We start from the raw sequence: 15,622 nt of genomic DNA, 5'->3' as shown, positions 1-15,622 counted from the left end.
TTTTAGTACACATCAGTCTGAATACTACCTGCTCAATACTCTTCTGTTACCAGTTAGCTGTTATCTGTTATCAGAATAATCAGTTCGTAATTGCTCATTCGTAATTCGTAATTGAAAAATTCTTCATATTAACCACCATCCCGATGCTGAAATCAGATCCCCAATTCAGCACTAACCCGTCTAACTACAAATCACTAACTACTAAATACTAATTACAAACTACTAATCACCATACTTACTGATCCGATTGATATATTTGCACCTACTCAACTATTGTATATGCTGCCTCAACTATCACCTGATCTGAAAATTGGAATCATTGGATTAGGTTATGTAGGTCTGCCTCTGGCTCTTGCTTTTTCCGAAAAATATAATGTTTTTGGTTATGATTCTGACATAGACCGGATAAATTCCCTGCTTTTAGGAATTGATAAGACTTTGCAGACGTCTGAAGATGAGTTGATAAAATCGAATCTGGTTATCAGTGCTGATCCGGAAGAACTTAGAGCCTGCACTATATACATCATTACAGTTCCTACCCCGATTGATCAGAATAAAAAGCCGGATCTTAGCCCATTGCTGAGTGCTTCAGAGGTAGTAGGCAAGCTTCTTAAGGATGGGGATATCGTAATTTATGAATCGACAGTTTACCCCGGTTGTACAGAAGAAGATTGTGTGCCTGTGCTTGAAAGAGTAAGCAAATTAACATACAATCTTAATTTCTTTTGTGCTTACTCTCCTGAAAGGGTTAGTCCGGGAGATCCGGTACATACCCTTAAGAGCATTATTAAAGTAACCTCAGGCTCTACTCCTGAAACAGCCGATTTCGTTGATAGTTTATATGCTTCGATTATCAGGGCCGGGACTCATAAGGCATCCAGTATTAAAATTGCGGAAGCCTCTAAAGCAATAGAGAATGCTCAGCGGGACGTTAATATTTCCTTTGTGAATGAACTGGCCCTGATGTTTGATAAGATGGATATTGATACTACTGAGGTTCTGAGTGCGGCTGCAACCAAATGGAATTTCCTGAATTTCAAACCAGGCTTGGTTGGAGGGCACTGTATCGGAGTCGATCCTTATTATCTGGCATATAAGGCTGAACTTTTGGGCTATCATCCCCGGGTAATTCTTTCAGGGAGAAATGTCAATGATCAGATGGCATCTTTTGTGGTAAATAAGTGCATTAAACTAATGGTGCAAAAGAATATTCAGATCAATGGTTCCGGAGCATTGCTGATGGGGATAACCTTCAAGGAAAATTGCCCGGATATCAGAAACAGCAAGGTTATAGAGATTGTGAATGAGTTAAGACAATTCGGGATTGATGTGGATGTTTATGACCCTCTTGCAGAGAGGGAACAAGTAGCAGGTCAGTATGATATCAGTCTGATTACTGACATTCATGAAAGAAAATATCAGCTGATTATCCTTGCTGTTGCACATGATGAGTTCCTTGATATTGATTTTGGTAAAATGAAATACCCGGATACCATCCTCTTTGATACCAGAGCCGTACTCAAGAGGGAATGGGTGGATGGGAGACTTTGAGACCTTAGAGGAATCCTGATATTCGAATAGCAAATTAGAGAATGAGCAAATTAGCAAATGGGGTACAATTTGTCAATGAGTTGATTTGTCTATTTGTCGATGGGGAAATGAATGAGCAAAATAGGGAATTAGCAGCCCGCTATCGGGTTGAGCAAATGTTCAGGATTTGGCCTTGTGTGGGAGCCTATGCGTCCAGTGTCTCCCGCCAGCGGGAGAATTAAAGAGGGTGGTTTTCTCCAATTTGCTTGAATTTTTTTTATGGGGTTTGTTGTCCAGAGGGGCCAAACTATTTTCTGTATTTGCTGAAAATAGGAGGCGACGAAGGATCTCCCCACGATGAGCTGGAAAATTCCTGTTTAACGAGCAATATATATTCTTTCTGTCCGTATTCTTTTGATGCGGGTCAAGCCCGGGCGAATCGGAATAAGGTCTTCACTACAGATAACAAATAAGTATCAGGGATCCTTAATTGCGGTATGTTGTTTTGAGCTCAAAATGATCCTCTTTGTGGCTCATTTTGAATTGAATATGAGCTTTACGCATCTATTTTTTGTGCTGCTGGTAATCTATAATCTAAAACATTGCATTCGTATCATTTTACGTATTTATCCGGATAGATACGTAAAAAATAATTTTTTCTAATCGGATAATTTTCGTATAATTATGTATAAATACGAATATTTCTATGAGCTTAACGATCCATAATGTGAAGCTTGACCTGGGAATGAAACTCATGACTATGGAGTTCTGGTTTACAAATCCTCCAGAGTACAGGAATCACAGTTCAGGCTTTTTTGCCAGGCCCTAAACCTTCATGAGCATTCAAGGTGTCTTCTTCAACGATCAGCTTTACGTGTTTAACAGTAAAATGGTAAAGAAAAAATGCACCCAATCCTATGCAAGAGCCAATAAACAATATGGCATTTATGGATTCCATCTGTGCACCTGATGCCGTTCCTGAAGTGGAGTCCCAGGCGGCTGTAGCAAGCAAAATTCCATAGGTGACCTGGCCGGTGTGGTTGATTGTAGCTACCGTGCGCTTGTTTTTTTCAGAACCGCCATTCACTGCCTGAGCATACCAGTTCGCTGATATTAAATCTTTCGGCCTCACACCCAGCGTATCGGCGAGTTTATTAATCAGCTGAAGCTCAGGCAAATCAGGACTTGCCTCGATTCTTGAATAGGAAGCCTGCGAGATGTTAAGCCCTGTGGCCATACCTTCCTGACAAACATTTCTGTAAATGCGGATCATTCGGAGGTTTTCTCCAAAGTTGAAATTTTTCATGTTGGGGACATTGAGGTAAATGATGAATGAATTGATTTCTTTTACATAGAGCGTTTATTTTATACCATGAATTTAATCATTCAAATATCTTCTGTCAATACCCTCATCAAGAGACATTTAGGATCATGGGGCTTAAATATTATTTTTTTAGCTTCTAAACGTAGTTTTATGATTCTCATGAATAGTTTATTCAGGCATGAATAATTTATTCATATTCAAAATCCTCCTCTTCAAACCGGTGAACATGGCTGATTTTAAATCAACATTTATCCGGATTTGCTTTGCGGATTTCCACAGGTTTTGAAAAGACAATATTTACCCATGAATAAGTTATTCATCCGTTTGAATAACTTATTCAGGCGATGAATAACATTTTAGCCTGTCGTTAGTCATTTTTGTAGAGTGATTTGTATGTCATGTCAAAAGAGGAACGCATCATAGAACTGCTGGAAGAGATTTCAAAGGATCTGAAGAAGGTCCTTTCTTCAGAGGAAGCTTCGCCTGGGGCAGAATTTTATGACCCTAAAAATTGGCTAACCCCTCAGGAAACCATGAAGATTCTTAAGGTTTGTGAGAGAACCATGTACAACCTCAGGGAAAGTGGTCAGATAAAACCTGTACCATTTGGTAAGCAACTTCGTTATTTTGCTCCGCATCTTTTTAAAATCCGGGACTTTCATCTGAAATAAGGGTGCTTTATCTTCTTTCGGGCTTTTTAAGGTATTAAGTGAAGTATTTTATTCAGGGTTGTCAATATGCATCTAATTTCAAATTTTATGCCGCTCATAGCCCCCAGCGCTGGTGCGAGCGTCCCCGCTCGTACCATTTCATCTCCGCTCATAGCCGCGGTGGCCTATTTACTTTTTTCGGTGTTTATTTTTATTTTCAAAGGGCCTCAAGCTGCTTCGCGGTTTCCTTGATGAAAAAGTAAACAATGCCGAACTGCCTTAGCAGTGAGACCACGAAGGCCTATAAAAACAATAAAAAATACTGAGTAAAATCAAGACAAGACCCCTCTCAAAGATCGGGGCAGGCTTCGCTTCCACCGCCGAGGGCCATACTCCCGGCCCGCCGTTCTTTCATCCCTGCGCTCATAAATCCTGATTCATTCTTTATTTATCTCCATTAGTAATAATCTGAAGGCTACTAAGATGAAGGTTACAAGTTTAGGAATGTTCATCCATCAACGGCTGCGTACAGGGCTATGAATTCATTGCTAAGGCAGTCGTGGTGTTTACCGCCCTGTCCGATGCCGCAAAAAAAGTATATGAAAGTTCTTGCAAAGGCAACATATCTATAATCCTACTAATGAAATCAAATATCTTTTATGCATCTGATGAATGCTTTTCTCATCCAGCACTGGTGCGAGCGCAATGTCATTATTTAAGGATTACGATCCTGACGAAAGTCAGGATCTCCTCCATTATTAAAAAAATGCATTGTCATTCTGGCGAAAGCCAGAACCTTCAGGGCTGGTGCCCCGCTCGTACCATTTCATCTCCGCTCATAGCCGCGGTGGCCTATTTACTTTTTTCGGTGTTTATTTTTATTTTCAAAGGGCCTCAAGCTGCTTCGCGGTTTCCTTGATGAAAAAGTAAACAATGCCGAACTGCCTTAGCAGTGAGACCACGAAGGCCTATAAAAACAATAAAAAATACTGAGTAAAATCAAGACAAGACCCCTCTCAAAGATCGGGGCAGGCTTCGCTTCCACCGCCGAGGGCCATACACCCGGCCCGCCGTTCTTTCATCCCTGCGCTCATAAATCCTGATTCATTCTTTATTTATCTCCATTAGTAATAATCTGAAGGCTACTAAGATGAAGGTTACAAGTTTAGGAATGTTCATCCATCAACGGCTGCGTACAGGGCTATGAATTCATTGCTAAGGCAGTCGTGGTGTGTTTACCGCCCAGCGCTGGTGCGAGCGTCCCCGCTCGTACCGTTTCAATCTATCGTCGTAAAATAAGACCCATAACCGGAAATAGGATGTAGTATTGAACCGATAGCTATCGGGTGGTAATTGATATGAGGCAACGAGATTTCGTAATTTTTAATTCCATTGCCTTTCCCATCATTCTTCGGGACCTGCAGGGTATTTATTCGGGAATCCTCCGAATCAAGTGGCAGACAAGTGGCAGACAGCTTCGGGACATGTCCTGCCCTTCTTCAACAATGGACCGATCCGGCTCCCACTGTTTTTGCAGAAATCCTGCACCTTTCTTCGGGATGTCTTCGGGAGTTCTTCGGGAAAACACCCCATTTCTTCGGGAAGTGTTCGGGAAAGCTTCGGGAAATACCCCCCTTTCTTCGGGAAATGTTCGGCAGAGAGCGAACAAAGTCTGAAGCCCTGCTGAAGAATCAGGGGTAACATCCGGGCGGAGTATGGAATGATTCTGCCGCTTGTCTTCCTTTTGTCTGCCATCAGGCCCGAATAATTCCCCTAAACTTCCGGTTCAGAGAGCTTCCTGTTACCGGCTTATCCGGCAAGTAGGAGCAAATTCCGGCAAATTCCGGCAAAAATTTCAGTGATTTTCGGTTTCTCCTCAGGTTTGCACTGTACCGGTACTTCATTAATTTTTTTAACCCTTAAAATTTAAAATCATGGGTACAATCAGAAACGGAGGCAATGGAGCCTTCTCCGGCAAGGCCGGAAGTTTTATTGGAAGCAGCTGGCGTGATATCAATTACATGCGCGGTATTCCGAAGATCAGTAAAAAGCCGAAAACGCTGAAACAACTGGAGCAGCAGGCCAGGTTTGCTGCAGCAGTGAAATTCCTTCAGCCTGTCAAGGACTTGCTGAATGTGGGTTTCGGCGGTCAGAAGTCCGGTAAAGCTACCGGCTATAATTTAGCCGTGAAGCATGTATTGGAACAGGCAATAGCGGGCAGCTATCCCGACTTTGTCATTGATTACTCTAAAGCACAATTTGCCAAGGGTAGTCTGGCAGCTCCGGTTGGTGCTGCTGCGCTGGCAGAGGCCGGTGAATTAGTGTTATCCTGGTCGGATGACCTGAACCCCTTTAATGCATACATGGATGATGAGGTTATGGTGGTAATCTTCGATCCGGTGACGAACATCTACCTGAGCGGACCGATGGGCGTGACAAGGGTGGAGGCGGAGATGATCATCCCTATTCCTGCAGCTTACCTGGGAAATACAGTTCATGTATACATGTTCTATATGTCCAGACAAGGCAGACTGTCGAACAGTGTGTATGTAGGGGAGTTTGTGGTGGTTTAATTAGCTGGTGGCGGCTGAGATATGCCGCCGCTATTTTGTTCAAAATCTGATCATTAAAATCATGGAACTATCTAAAAAATATTATTTCCCCTGGCATTTCCCTTTCAGAAAGGAGCTTGCCGACATTATTGTGGTCATGCTAACATTCATCGTATTTCCTTACCTGATCCGTGAGGTGGATGGATCTGCGGCAGCCATAGATCCCGGAATCTTAAGTGCCATTATCCTGGCAGCAACGGCGGTGCTCATTTTTAAAGCGATGACCTGGAGGATCATTGTCAGCATCTGGCCGGCATTTGCAGAGTATTCGGACAGACAGCTGGAGAGTAATTTCAGATCGCTGACAGCCTATCAGAAAGTGATTATATATCTGAGCTTTTACATGCTGATATTTTACGCATTTATACTCGTCTTATCAGCCCTTTTATAAACAAAAATAAATGTCATGGCAATTCAAAGAGGATGTTTAGGCCCGATATCCGGGAAGCTTGGAGATCGGGTGTATGTGATAAAAAACGGTGTTAATTATGTGAGGAGTTTACCGCGTAAAACACTAAAACCGGCAACAGAAAAACAGCTGATCTACCGTGCAAAATTTGGACTTGTCTCCGGCTTTCTGTGTCAAATTGGATGGATCCTGAATGCCGCTTATAAAGTAAGCAATCCGAAAAAGAGCGGTAAAGGCATTGCATTCAGGCAGATTCTGGATGAGGCTGTCACAGGCGACTATCCGGATCTGGAAATCGACTATGCTAAAGTAAAGCTGATTCAGGGGAGTCTGGAAGAACCCCATAAAATCTCTGTTCAGGCAGAAAAACCGGGTCAGTTAAGTTTCAGCTGGTCGTTTTATCAGCGATTTGATACCAGTCCTGCAGACGAATTGCTGGTTTTGGTTTACTGTATTTCTTTAAAGGAGTTTTGGTATAATGACAGGACGGGAATCCGGAGGTCGGATGAATCCGGAAGTATCCGACTACCGGAGGAGTTTGCCGGAAAGGAATGCTGTTTATGGCTTTTCTACCGCTCTGTCTTGCAAAATGCCTGTTCCGATTCGGTATATCTGGGTAAAGTAATCACCAATTAAAACAGCTCCCATGAAAACAGGCAATCACAACTCAGACAGGCTCCTCATTCTGATGATGGAACTATCGATTTTCTTTCTGCTCTGCATTGCAATTCTCAATGCTCCGCATGTCAAAGGACAAACAATTCCGGCCCGTGGCAATGCTATACGGCAAAAGGTTCAGGAAATCTACACTTCCCAGATCGGCATCCGCGAGAAAGGAATAAACTCAGGCCCGGCGGTCGCGCAATACCTCAACTATGTAAACCTTCCGTCAGGAAATCCCTGGTGCGCTGCTTTTGTCTGCTGGGTTTTGGGTAAGGCCGATGTCCAGAACCCCAAAACAGGCTGGTCTCCGGATTTGTTTACGAGTAGTAAAGTGATATGGGAAAGAGCTGAAAGCAGAAAGCTTAAAGTTGAAAGCAGGGCAGCTGTATCAGAAATTAAGTTACCTACCATTCAGGCAGGCAACCCGAAATTAATACAAGTCCCATTAGCTTTCATCTATCCGAACAGACAGACAACAGATAACAGAAAACAGCCAACAGATATCCGTCAACCAAATACCGGTGATGTTTTCGGCATCTATTTCCCCGACAAAAAGCGCATTGCCCATGCAGGCTTCATCGATCAATGGGATGGAACCTGGTTGATTACGGTAGAAGGGAATACTACTATTTATGGCAGTAGAGAAGGAGATGGAGTATATCGCAAGCGGCGACCTGTCAAATCTATTTATCAGGTTGCGGGGTATATCCCGCAGCCTTAAATCTAAATTATGAGAACTTTAATATTCAAACTATTAATTCTGCTGACCCTGATCATTCTCAGCTCATGCAGTACCCGGAAGCTGAACAGACAAAAGGCTGAAAGTTCAGCCTCAGCACAATCAGAGACCCTAACACAGGAGAATCATCTTGCCCGATACGATGCTAAACATATCCTCCAGATGAGCGACTCTACCCATGAATTATACACCATCCATATCATTCCTGCCGATACCTTTAGTTTCTCGCTTCAACATGGATTTCGCGGTAAAGCTGAGAAGATTGAAATCAGCGGACTACGCAGAAAGGTGAAAACTTTGACTGACAGTACAGGCATTCAGGCAGAACAGCAAAGCAGCCAAAGTTATGAGGAACATCAACAAAGTGAAAAGCATGATTCGGCAAAAAGCAGGGTATTGGAAAATAAATCCCGGAGAGTAATGTGGTTGTTGATTGGATTATTTGGGATTATTCTGCTGGGTTGGTGGTTGAAAAGATGGATAAGAAGCATGCTCGGCTGAGTTGTAAGTATTAATTTTAATGAATTGCTCAGTTTAGCCCCGCTCGTACCATTTCATTATCGCTCCTAGCCGCGGAGGCAAGCTACTTTTTTCGGTGTTTGTTTTTAATTTCAATGGCTCTCAAGCTGCTTCGCGGTTTGCTTGATCAAAAAGTAGCCAATGCCGAACCGCCTTAGGGGTGAGACCACGAAGGCAGATAAAAACAATAAAAAATACTGAGTAAAATCAAGAAAAGACCCCTCTCAAAGATCGGGGCAGGCTCCGCTTCCTCCGCCGAAAGCCATACTCCCGGCCCGCCGTTCTTTCAGCCCTACGCTCGGGAATCCTGCTACTTTAAAATGAATACCTTTCATGAGAATTATAAAGGGTGCTAAGATGAACGCTAAAAGCTTAGGAAAGTGCAACCATCAACGGCTGCGTGTGAGGCTTCAATGGTCTATGCAATGGCTTATTTGTCGTAGCCGCCTCACCCGATGCCGCAAAAGAAGTTAATCAAATGCTACTGCTTGTAATAGCGAGAAATGGAGTTTTTCAGATAACAGAAAATAGTATTGAGTAATGCTTATTGAGATGAGTGGCTACTGAATGTGATATTAGCTGTATTAAATCAGGCAACAGATAACTGACAACAGGTAACAGGATTTCTTAATTAGTAATTTTTAATTCTTACCCTTTCTGTCATTCAGAGGAGCCAAACGAATTGTTATATTTATCGGATTTTTTTGGCGACGAAGAATCTTCTTAGTTGCAAGCAGAATAATTATTCTTATAAACTACAAAAATCCCCCTCCTTAGTTGGGAATACAGTGGGCTGTATATATCAGAATTTATTCAGATAACTGATAATAGACAACCGATAACTTAATTGCCAATTTCTCCTTGCAGTTCTAAAAATATGTTCTATTTTTGAATCATATAATGAGTACTAAATATACTCAATATTATGCTCGAAACACTGATCACATCCAAAACCAGAATTAAGCTTTTGCTGAAGTTCTTCTTAAACATCAATAACCAGGGCTATCTGCGTAGTCTGGAGAATGAGTTTAATGAAAGCACGAATGGTATCCGGCAGGAGCTGAACCGTTTTGAGCAGGCCGGGCTTTTGCTGGCAGAATCGGATGGCAATAAGAAATTGTACCGGGCCAATACACTCCATCCCTTATTCAAGGATCTGAACAGCATTATTCGAAAATTTATTGGTGTAGAAGATGTGCTTGAAAAGGTGATCGACCGTTTGGGAAATGTACAGCGCGTTTATCTTGAGGGAATGATCGCCCGAGGACTGGATTCGGATATCATTGATCTGATGATCATTGGGGACAATATAGACAGGAACTACCTGAGTAATCTGGTAGAGAAGGCGGAACCCCTGATCGGCCGAAAGATCCGTTATCTGGTCTTTGAAAAAGAAGATGCACAGGTTTATGTTGAAAAGCATCATAAGGAAATGGTTCTGATTTTTGATCATTCGGCATGAACTGGTATGTGATTTATACGAAATCGCGATCAGAGAAAATGGTTGCGGATAAACTGGCTAAAGCCGGCATAGAAGTATTTTGTCCGCTGTTAAAAAGGAAAAAACTCTGGAGCGACCGATGGAAATGGGTGGAGGAGCCTCTGTTCAGATCCTATTGTTTTGTCAGTCTGGAGGATTGGGAGAGGGATAAGATTTTTTCAGTTCCGGGTGTGGTGCGTTATGTATACTATTGCGGGAAACCGGCTATCATCCGGGAGAAGGAAATGAATCTTTTGAAAAGCTGGCTGATCGAATACGATCATGAAGGCATACAGGCAGAGAACCTGAATGTGAATGATCGGATCAGAATCCGTTCAGGGGCATTGATGGATAAGGAAGCAGAGGTTCTGGAGAAAAGGGGTAATTATGCACTTTTGCTTCTGGAAGACCTCGGTTTGCAGGTCAGGGTAGACCTGAGAAAAAATATGATAGAGAAATTACAGGCCTTTTAAAAATTGCCTGATTTTGAAAATTTAAACAGATGTCGCACCCTGAAAATGTGACTGAAAGGGCGGAGCCATATCCAGCACAGTTCAAAAACTGATTTTAACGGTATATTTTGTAAAATTGCATAGCTAACAAAATCATCGATGAAAGCAGAATCTTTCGGATCAGCACATTCTATCTCAATACTCAATACTGACTACTCAATACTCTCCTCATGAAGACAGCATTAATCACAGGCATTACCGGTCAGGATGGGGCTTATCTGACAGAATTTCTGTTAAATAAGGGGTATTTTGTTCATGGGATCAAGCGAAGAAGTTCCTTGCTGAACACGGATCGTATTGATCATTTGTATCAGGATCCTCATGAGCAGGGTGTTCGCTTAAAATTACATTATGGCGATCTTACGGATTCAACAAATCTGATTCGCATTATTCAGGAAACTCAGCCCGATGAGATTTATAATCTTGCTGCAATGAGCCATGTACAGGTGAGTTTTGAAACTCCCGAGTATACAGCCAATGCAGATGGTTTGGGTACTTTGCGGATTCTGGAAGCAATACGGATTCTGGGCTTAAAGAAAAAAACTAAAATCTATCAGGCTTCAACCTCAGAACTATATGGCCTGGTACAGGAAGTCCCTCAATCAGAAAAAACTCCTTTTTACCCACGATCTCCCTATGCAGTGGCGAAAATGTACGCATACTGGATTACCGTGAATTACCGTGAAGCCTATAATCTCTTTGCCTGTAATGGCATTTTATTCAATCATGAAAGTCCGGTGCGTGGCGAAACCTTCGTAACCCGTAAAATTACCCGAGCCGCTGCAAAGATTGCCCTTGGTCTGCAGAATTGTTTATACCTCGGTAATCTTTCCGCTCAGCGCGACTGGGGCCATGCCAAAGATTATGTGGAAGCAATGTGGCTGATTCTGCAGCAGGAAAAGCCGGAGGATTTTGTGATTGCGACCGGGGTTACAACTACAGTCCGGGATTTCGTGAAAATGAGCTTCGCTGAATTGGGAATAGAGGTCGAATTCAGTGGGAAGGATGAGCAGGAAAGAGGGGTTATCATTGATGTTGACGAGACCAAAATGGAAAGCCTGAAATTGAAAGCGGATAACTTAAAGCCCGGGACTACGGTAGTCAAGGTAGATCCGAAGTATTTCAGACCGACTGAAGTGGATTTGTTAATAGGTAATCCAACCAAATCAAATACCAAACTGGGCTGGAAGCCGAAATATGATCTTGCTGCTTTGGTTAAAGAGATGGTTTTATCTGATCTTCATCTGATGAAAAAGGATGAATATCTGAAGGATGGGGGATTTAATACTCTGAATTATTTTGAATAAGCAGTATTGAGTATAGAGTATTGCGTATTGAGATACATAAGAGAGATAAAATTCAATTAGGTCTGGAAATTCGAATGATGAGAAAAATGTCATCCCGAATGCAATGAGGGATCTTATTGATTTTAGTACTCTTTAACTATTGATTTCAATCTTTATACCTAAAAACCAATATAAAATTACCCGATATCGGGTACTCTTTAATAAAGAAGATTAATTAGCTTTGCGCAATTGCGTTATATGAAGATGAACAAACTTTTCAGCCATTTGGCTTTTTTGATCCTTTTGAGTATCTCTATTCCGGCTATGGCTCAGGTTAATACTCAGAATCTGGGTAATATCCGTGTGGATGAATTGAGTGATGATCAGGTGAGAAATTTTATGAGACAGGCTGGAGCCAGCGGTATGGGAGATGCCCAGATGGAGCAAATAGCTCAGGCAAGGGGAATGCGTCCTGAAGAAATTAAAAAATTAAGGGAGCGTGTTGAGAAGCTGAAAAAGAATGATAAAAAGCAGTCTTCACAATCTGATCCGAATAAAATTCAGTCCGGAAAAGGAACCGGCGGCAGGGAAATGAGCTTTGAGCAGGACAGTACAGAGGTTCAAAAAGATCCTGAAACGGAAGCAGAAAAAGCATTTAATGAACTTCGTTCAAAGATATTCGGGGCAGATTTGTTCAGGAATTCCAAATTAACTTTTGAACCTAATCTGAGTATTGCCACACCGAAGAATTATGTAATCGGTCCGAATGATGAGCTCTTGATTGATATTTACGGGAATTCAGAGGCTTCTTATAACCTGAAAGTGAGCCCTGAGGGGAATATCAATATCGAATACGTGGGGGTAGTTCCGGTTGCAGGGCTAACTATAGAAGCGGCGAGTTCAAGGATTAGATCCCGTATGTCAACAGTCTATGCCGGATTGCGTACCGGGAGTACCAAATTGAATATTGCTGTCGGCAATATCCGGAGCATTAAGGTGATTCTGACCGGTGAGATTGTCAAACCGGGTACTTATACCTTGTCTTCCCTGGCAAATGTGTTTAATGCCCTTTATTCTTCCGGCGGACCTACAGAGAAAGGCTCTTTCCGTAATATTGAGTTGATCAGGGGAGGAAAAAAGATCGCGGTTCTGGATATTTATGATTTCCTGATGAAGGGTGAGATGTCTGATAATTTAAGATTGCAGGATCAGGATATTATTCGCGTTCCGGTATACCAGTCGCGCATTGAAGTTGTTGGAGAAGTGAAGCGCCCGGGCATTTTTGAATTAAGATCAGGAGAGTCCTTCAAAGATCTGCTCAATTTTGCCGGTGATTTCACAGAAAATGCGTTCAGGGCCAGAGTGAAGGTCTTAAAAAATACGGATACAGAACGTAAAATAGCCGATATCAGTTCAGATCAATTTACAGGATATCAGCCCAATACCGGAGATAAATATTTTGTGGACAGGGTATTGGAAAGATTCGTAAACCGGGTCAGTATTGAGGGGGCAGTATTCCGTCCGGGTCAATATGAACTGGAACCCGGTTTGACCCTGGCTCAATTGATTAAAAAGGCTGAAGGCTTAAAGGAAGATGCATTTCAGCAGAGAGGCTATATAACCCGTTTGAAAGCGGATAATCAGACAGAACTGATTTCGGTGGATCTTTCAGGGATCTTAAAAGGAAGCACAAAGGATATTCCATTAATGAGAGAGGATATCATCAGTATTGCATCTATATTTGATCTGAAGGAAGAATATAAGGTCAGAATTGACGGAGAAGTCAGACAACCCGGTGAGTTCGATTTTGCAGAAAAAATGACCTTGGAGGAATTGATCATACAGGCGGGTGGATTTACCGAAGCTGCCACTGAACAAAGGGTCGAAGTTTCAAGAAGGGTAAAGAACAGTAATTCAAGTTCGGAATCTGCTATAATTTCTGAGGTCTTTCAGATTGATATTGACAAGAATCTGATTTTTTCAAAGCCTAAATTTGAGCTGCAGCCTTTTGATATCGTTTCGGTAAGAAGTTCAATAGGTTATGAGGTACAGCGCCAGGTGAAGGTGGAAGGGGAGGTTTTGTATCCGGGAATGTATACCATTAAAAGTAAGGACGAGAGGGTTTCGGATTTATTGAAACGGGCAGGTGGTTTAACGGCATTGGCCTATGTTAAGGGAGCTTCCTTAAAGCGTGAAGGCCCGGCAAAACCTAAAGGTAAAAATGCGATCAACGAAGAGGAAGAGGAACAGAATAAATTAGCCAAACTTCAGCGTTTACAGAAAAATGTAAAGGATACCACGGCTACTAATGTAGAGAAAGAGGTGTTGAAAAATGTTTATGTGGGAATTAAGCTGGATAAGATCCTGGAAAATCCGGGTACTCAATCCGATCTCATTCTGGAGGAGGGCGATGTTTTAAGAATTCCAAAGCAATTACAAACTGTTAAGGTTAATGGAGAGATATTGTATCCTGTTACCACCATTTTTAGTCAGGGTAGAGGCTTTAAGCATTATATTTCACAGGGTGGAGGATTTTCCAATAAATCTTTGAAAAGACGATCTTATGTTATTTATGCGAATGGTTCCGTTAAGAGTACCAGTAAAATATTTTTCTTTAATAATTACCCTTCTATAGATCCTGGTTCCGAGATTTTTGTTCCTAAAAAGGATGAAAGTCAGAAATTATCTACGCAGGAATTATTAGGAATAACTACTGGCGTTGCTTCACTTGGAGCTATTATATTAGGGATATTAAATTTGTCTAAATAGTACCTGGGAATAGAAATTTTATGATTGAACAAAAAGCGAAAATAGAAACAGCCTTGGAAATGAGTGATGAGATATCCTTAAAGGAATTTATTCTGAAACTACGTGATTTGTTGAATTATCTAATTTCTCAATGGAAAATAATTCTCGTTGCTGGAATTATGGGTGGGATGGGAGGACTTATCTATTCTTATTATAAAAAACCTTTGTATACAGCAGAACTCACGTTCGTATTAGAGGAAGAGCAATCAACGGGTGGTGGTCTGGGTGGTTATGCTAGTTTAGCAGGCCAATTTGGCATGGACCTTGGTGGCGGTGGAGGCGGAGTGTTTTCTGGGGACAATCTGATTGTTCTCATGAAATCTCGTAATATAATAGAAAAAGCGCTGTTGGCGCCTGTAAGTATTAATGGTAAGAGAGAAACCTTGGCTGAGGTTTATATTCGGATAAACAAAAAGCGGGAAAATTGGATTGAGAAAGGGTCAAAATTTTCGAATGTTAAATTTTTACCGGATGCCGATCCCTCAAAATTTTCTTTAGATCAGAATACTTTAATTACAGCTTTTTATAATTCAATAATTGCTAATAATCTTACTATTGAAAAGCTTGATAAAAAATCGAGCATCGTTGCTGTTCGGGTTATCTCCCAAGACGAATTATTTGCAAAAAAATTTTCAGAAGCGGTTACAGAGGAGGTATCCGATTTTTATATAGAAACTAAGACGAAGAAATCAGCCGAGAATTTGGCTATCTTGCAGTATCAAACAGATTCTGTTAAAAGAGCATTTAATTCAGCAATTATAGGAGTTGCATCTTCAACTGACGCCAATCCTAATCTCAATGTTGCTCGGCAAATTATACGAGTCCCATCTCAGCGCAAACAGGTTGAGGTTCAGATAAATCAGGCAATCTTAAGCCAGTTAATTCAAAACTTGGAAATGGCTAAGGTTTCCTTAAGAAAGGAAACTCCTCTAATCCAAATAATTGATAAACCTATTTTACCTCTTAAGGTTGACAGAGTGAATATTTTTAAAATGGTCACATTAGGAATTTTTATTATGGTATTCTCAGTAGGGATTTCATTGATATTATTTAAGGCTATTAATTCCTATTTAAAAACTTGAATATCTCT

The 15,622-nt window shown here is 41.5% G+C and carries 14 protein-coding genes; 13 read left to right on the top strand and 1 reads right to left on the bottom strand.

What is annotated here, in order from left to right; translation table 11 throughout:
* Nucleotides 1-279: 279 nt before the first annotated feature.
* Complete coding sequence (locus P2W72_RS03975; RefSeq protein ID WP_276359603.1) at nucleotides 280-1,551, top strand: nucleotide sugar dehydrogenase; 1,272 nt, start codon at nucleotides 280-282, stop codon at nucleotides 1,549-1,551.
* 784 nt (nucleotides 1,552-2,335) lie between these two features.
* On the opposite strand, the gene P2W72_RS03970 is transcribed toward P2W72_RS03975, so the two are convergent.
* Nucleotides 2,336-2,836 (bottom strand): helix-turn-helix transcriptional regulator, encoded by a 501-nt coding sequence (locus P2W72_RS03970; protein ID WP_276359602.1) that lies wholly within the window; start codon nucleotides 2,834-2,836, stop codon nucleotides 2,336-2,338.
* A gap of 416 nt (nucleotides 2,837-3,252) precedes the next feature.
* Here P2W72_RS03970 and P2W72_RS03965 point away from each other — a divergent pair, with 416 nt between their 5' ends.
* The 12 genes from P2W72_RS03965 (at nucleotide 3,253) to P2W72_RS03910 (ending at nucleotide 15,614) form a co-directional block, all read left to right on the top strand.
* Nucleotides 3,253-3,525, top strand: coding sequence for a helix-turn-helix domain-containing protein (locus tag P2W72_RS03965; RefSeq protein ID WP_276359601.1), 273 nt, complete (start codon nucleotides 3,253-3,255; stop codon nucleotides 3,523-3,525).
* A gap of 619 nt (nucleotides 3,526-4,144) precedes the next feature.
* Complete coding sequence (locus tag P2W72_RS03960) at nucleotides 4,145-4,423, top strand: hypothetical protein (protein ID WP_276359600.1); 279 nt, start codon at nucleotides 4,145-4,147, stop codon at nucleotides 4,421-4,423.
* Nucleotides 4,424-5,438: 1,015 nt separating this feature from the next.
* Nucleotides 5,439-6,077 carry a DUF6266 family protein gene (locus P2W72_RS03955; RefSeq protein ID WP_276359599.1) on the top strand — a complete coding sequence of 213 codons (639 nt, stop codon included), beginning with the start codon at nucleotides 5,439-5,441 and terminating at the stop codon, nucleotides 6,075-6,077.
* 61 nt (nucleotides 6,078-6,138) lie between these two features.
* Nucleotides 6,139-6,507: a hypothetical protein gene (locus P2W72_RS03950; protein ID WP_276359598.1), complete on the top strand. Its 369-nt coding sequence runs from the start codon at nucleotides 6,139-6,141 to the stop codon at nucleotides 6,505-6,507.
* 15 nt (nucleotides 6,508-6,522) lie between these two features.
* Complete coding sequence (locus tag P2W72_RS03945) at nucleotides 6,523-7,161, top strand: DUF6266 family protein (RefSeq protein WP_276359597.1); 639 nt, start codon at nucleotides 6,523-6,525, stop codon at nucleotides 7,159-7,161.
* 10 nt (nucleotides 7,162-7,171) lie between these two features.
* Nucleotides 7,172-7,909: a hypothetical protein gene (locus tag P2W72_RS03940; protein ID WP_276359596.1), complete on the top strand. Its 738-nt coding sequence runs from the start codon at nucleotides 7,172-7,174 to the stop codon at nucleotides 7,907-7,909.
* 9 nt (nucleotides 7,910-7,918) lie between these two features.
* Nucleotides 7,919-8,428: a hypothetical protein gene (locus tag P2W72_RS03935; RefSeq protein ID WP_276359595.1), complete on the top strand. Its 510-nt coding sequence runs from the start codon at nucleotides 7,919-7,921 to the stop codon at nucleotides 8,426-8,428.
* Nucleotides 8,429-9,371: 943 nt separating this feature from the next.
* Complete coding sequence (locus P2W72_RS03930) at nucleotides 9,372-9,908, top strand: ArsR family transcriptional regulator (protein WP_276359593.1); 537 nt, start codon at nucleotides 9,372-9,374, stop codon at nucleotides 9,906-9,908.
* Nucleotides 9,905-10,399: a UpxY family transcription antiterminator gene (locus P2W72_RS03925; RefSeq protein ID WP_276359592.1), complete on the top strand. Its 495-nt coding sequence runs from the start codon at nucleotides 9,905-9,907 to the stop codon at nucleotides 10,397-10,399. Before P2W72_RS03930 ends, P2W72_RS03925 begins: the two co-directional genes overlap by 4 nt.
* Nucleotides 10,400-10,608: 209 nt before the next feature.
* The gene (gene gmd, locus P2W72_RS03920) at nucleotides 10,609-11,745 is read left to right on the top strand and encodes a GDP-mannose 4,6-dehydratase (RefSeq protein WP_276359591.1); all 1,137 of its coding nucleotides are present in this window, start codon (nucleotides 10,609-10,611) and stop codon (nucleotides 11,743-11,745) included.
* Nucleotides 11,746-11,982: 237 nt separating this feature from the next.
* Complete coding sequence (locus tag P2W72_RS03915) at nucleotides 11,983-14,493, top strand: SLBB domain-containing protein (protein ID WP_276359590.1); 2,511 nt, start codon at nucleotides 11,983-11,985, stop codon at nucleotides 14,491-14,493.
* Between the two features lie 20 nt (nucleotides 14,494-14,513).
* Nucleotides 14,514-15,614 carry a Wzz/FepE/Etk N-terminal domain-containing protein gene (locus tag P2W72_RS03910; protein ID WP_276359589.1) on the top strand — a complete coding sequence of 367 codons (1,101 nt, stop codon included), beginning with the start codon at nucleotides 14,514-14,516 and terminating at the stop codon, nucleotides 15,612-15,614.
* Nucleotides 15,615-15,622 lie beyond the last annotated feature (8 nt).

The organism is Daejeonella sp. H1SJ63 (assembly GCF_029360775.1).
Classification (GTDB): Bacteria; Bacteroidota; Bacteroidia; order Sphingobacteriales; family Sphingobacteriaceae; genus Daejeonella.
The sequence above is the reverse complement of the archived record's forward strand: the minus strand, read 5'-3'. Positions and strand labels throughout refer to the sequence as shown.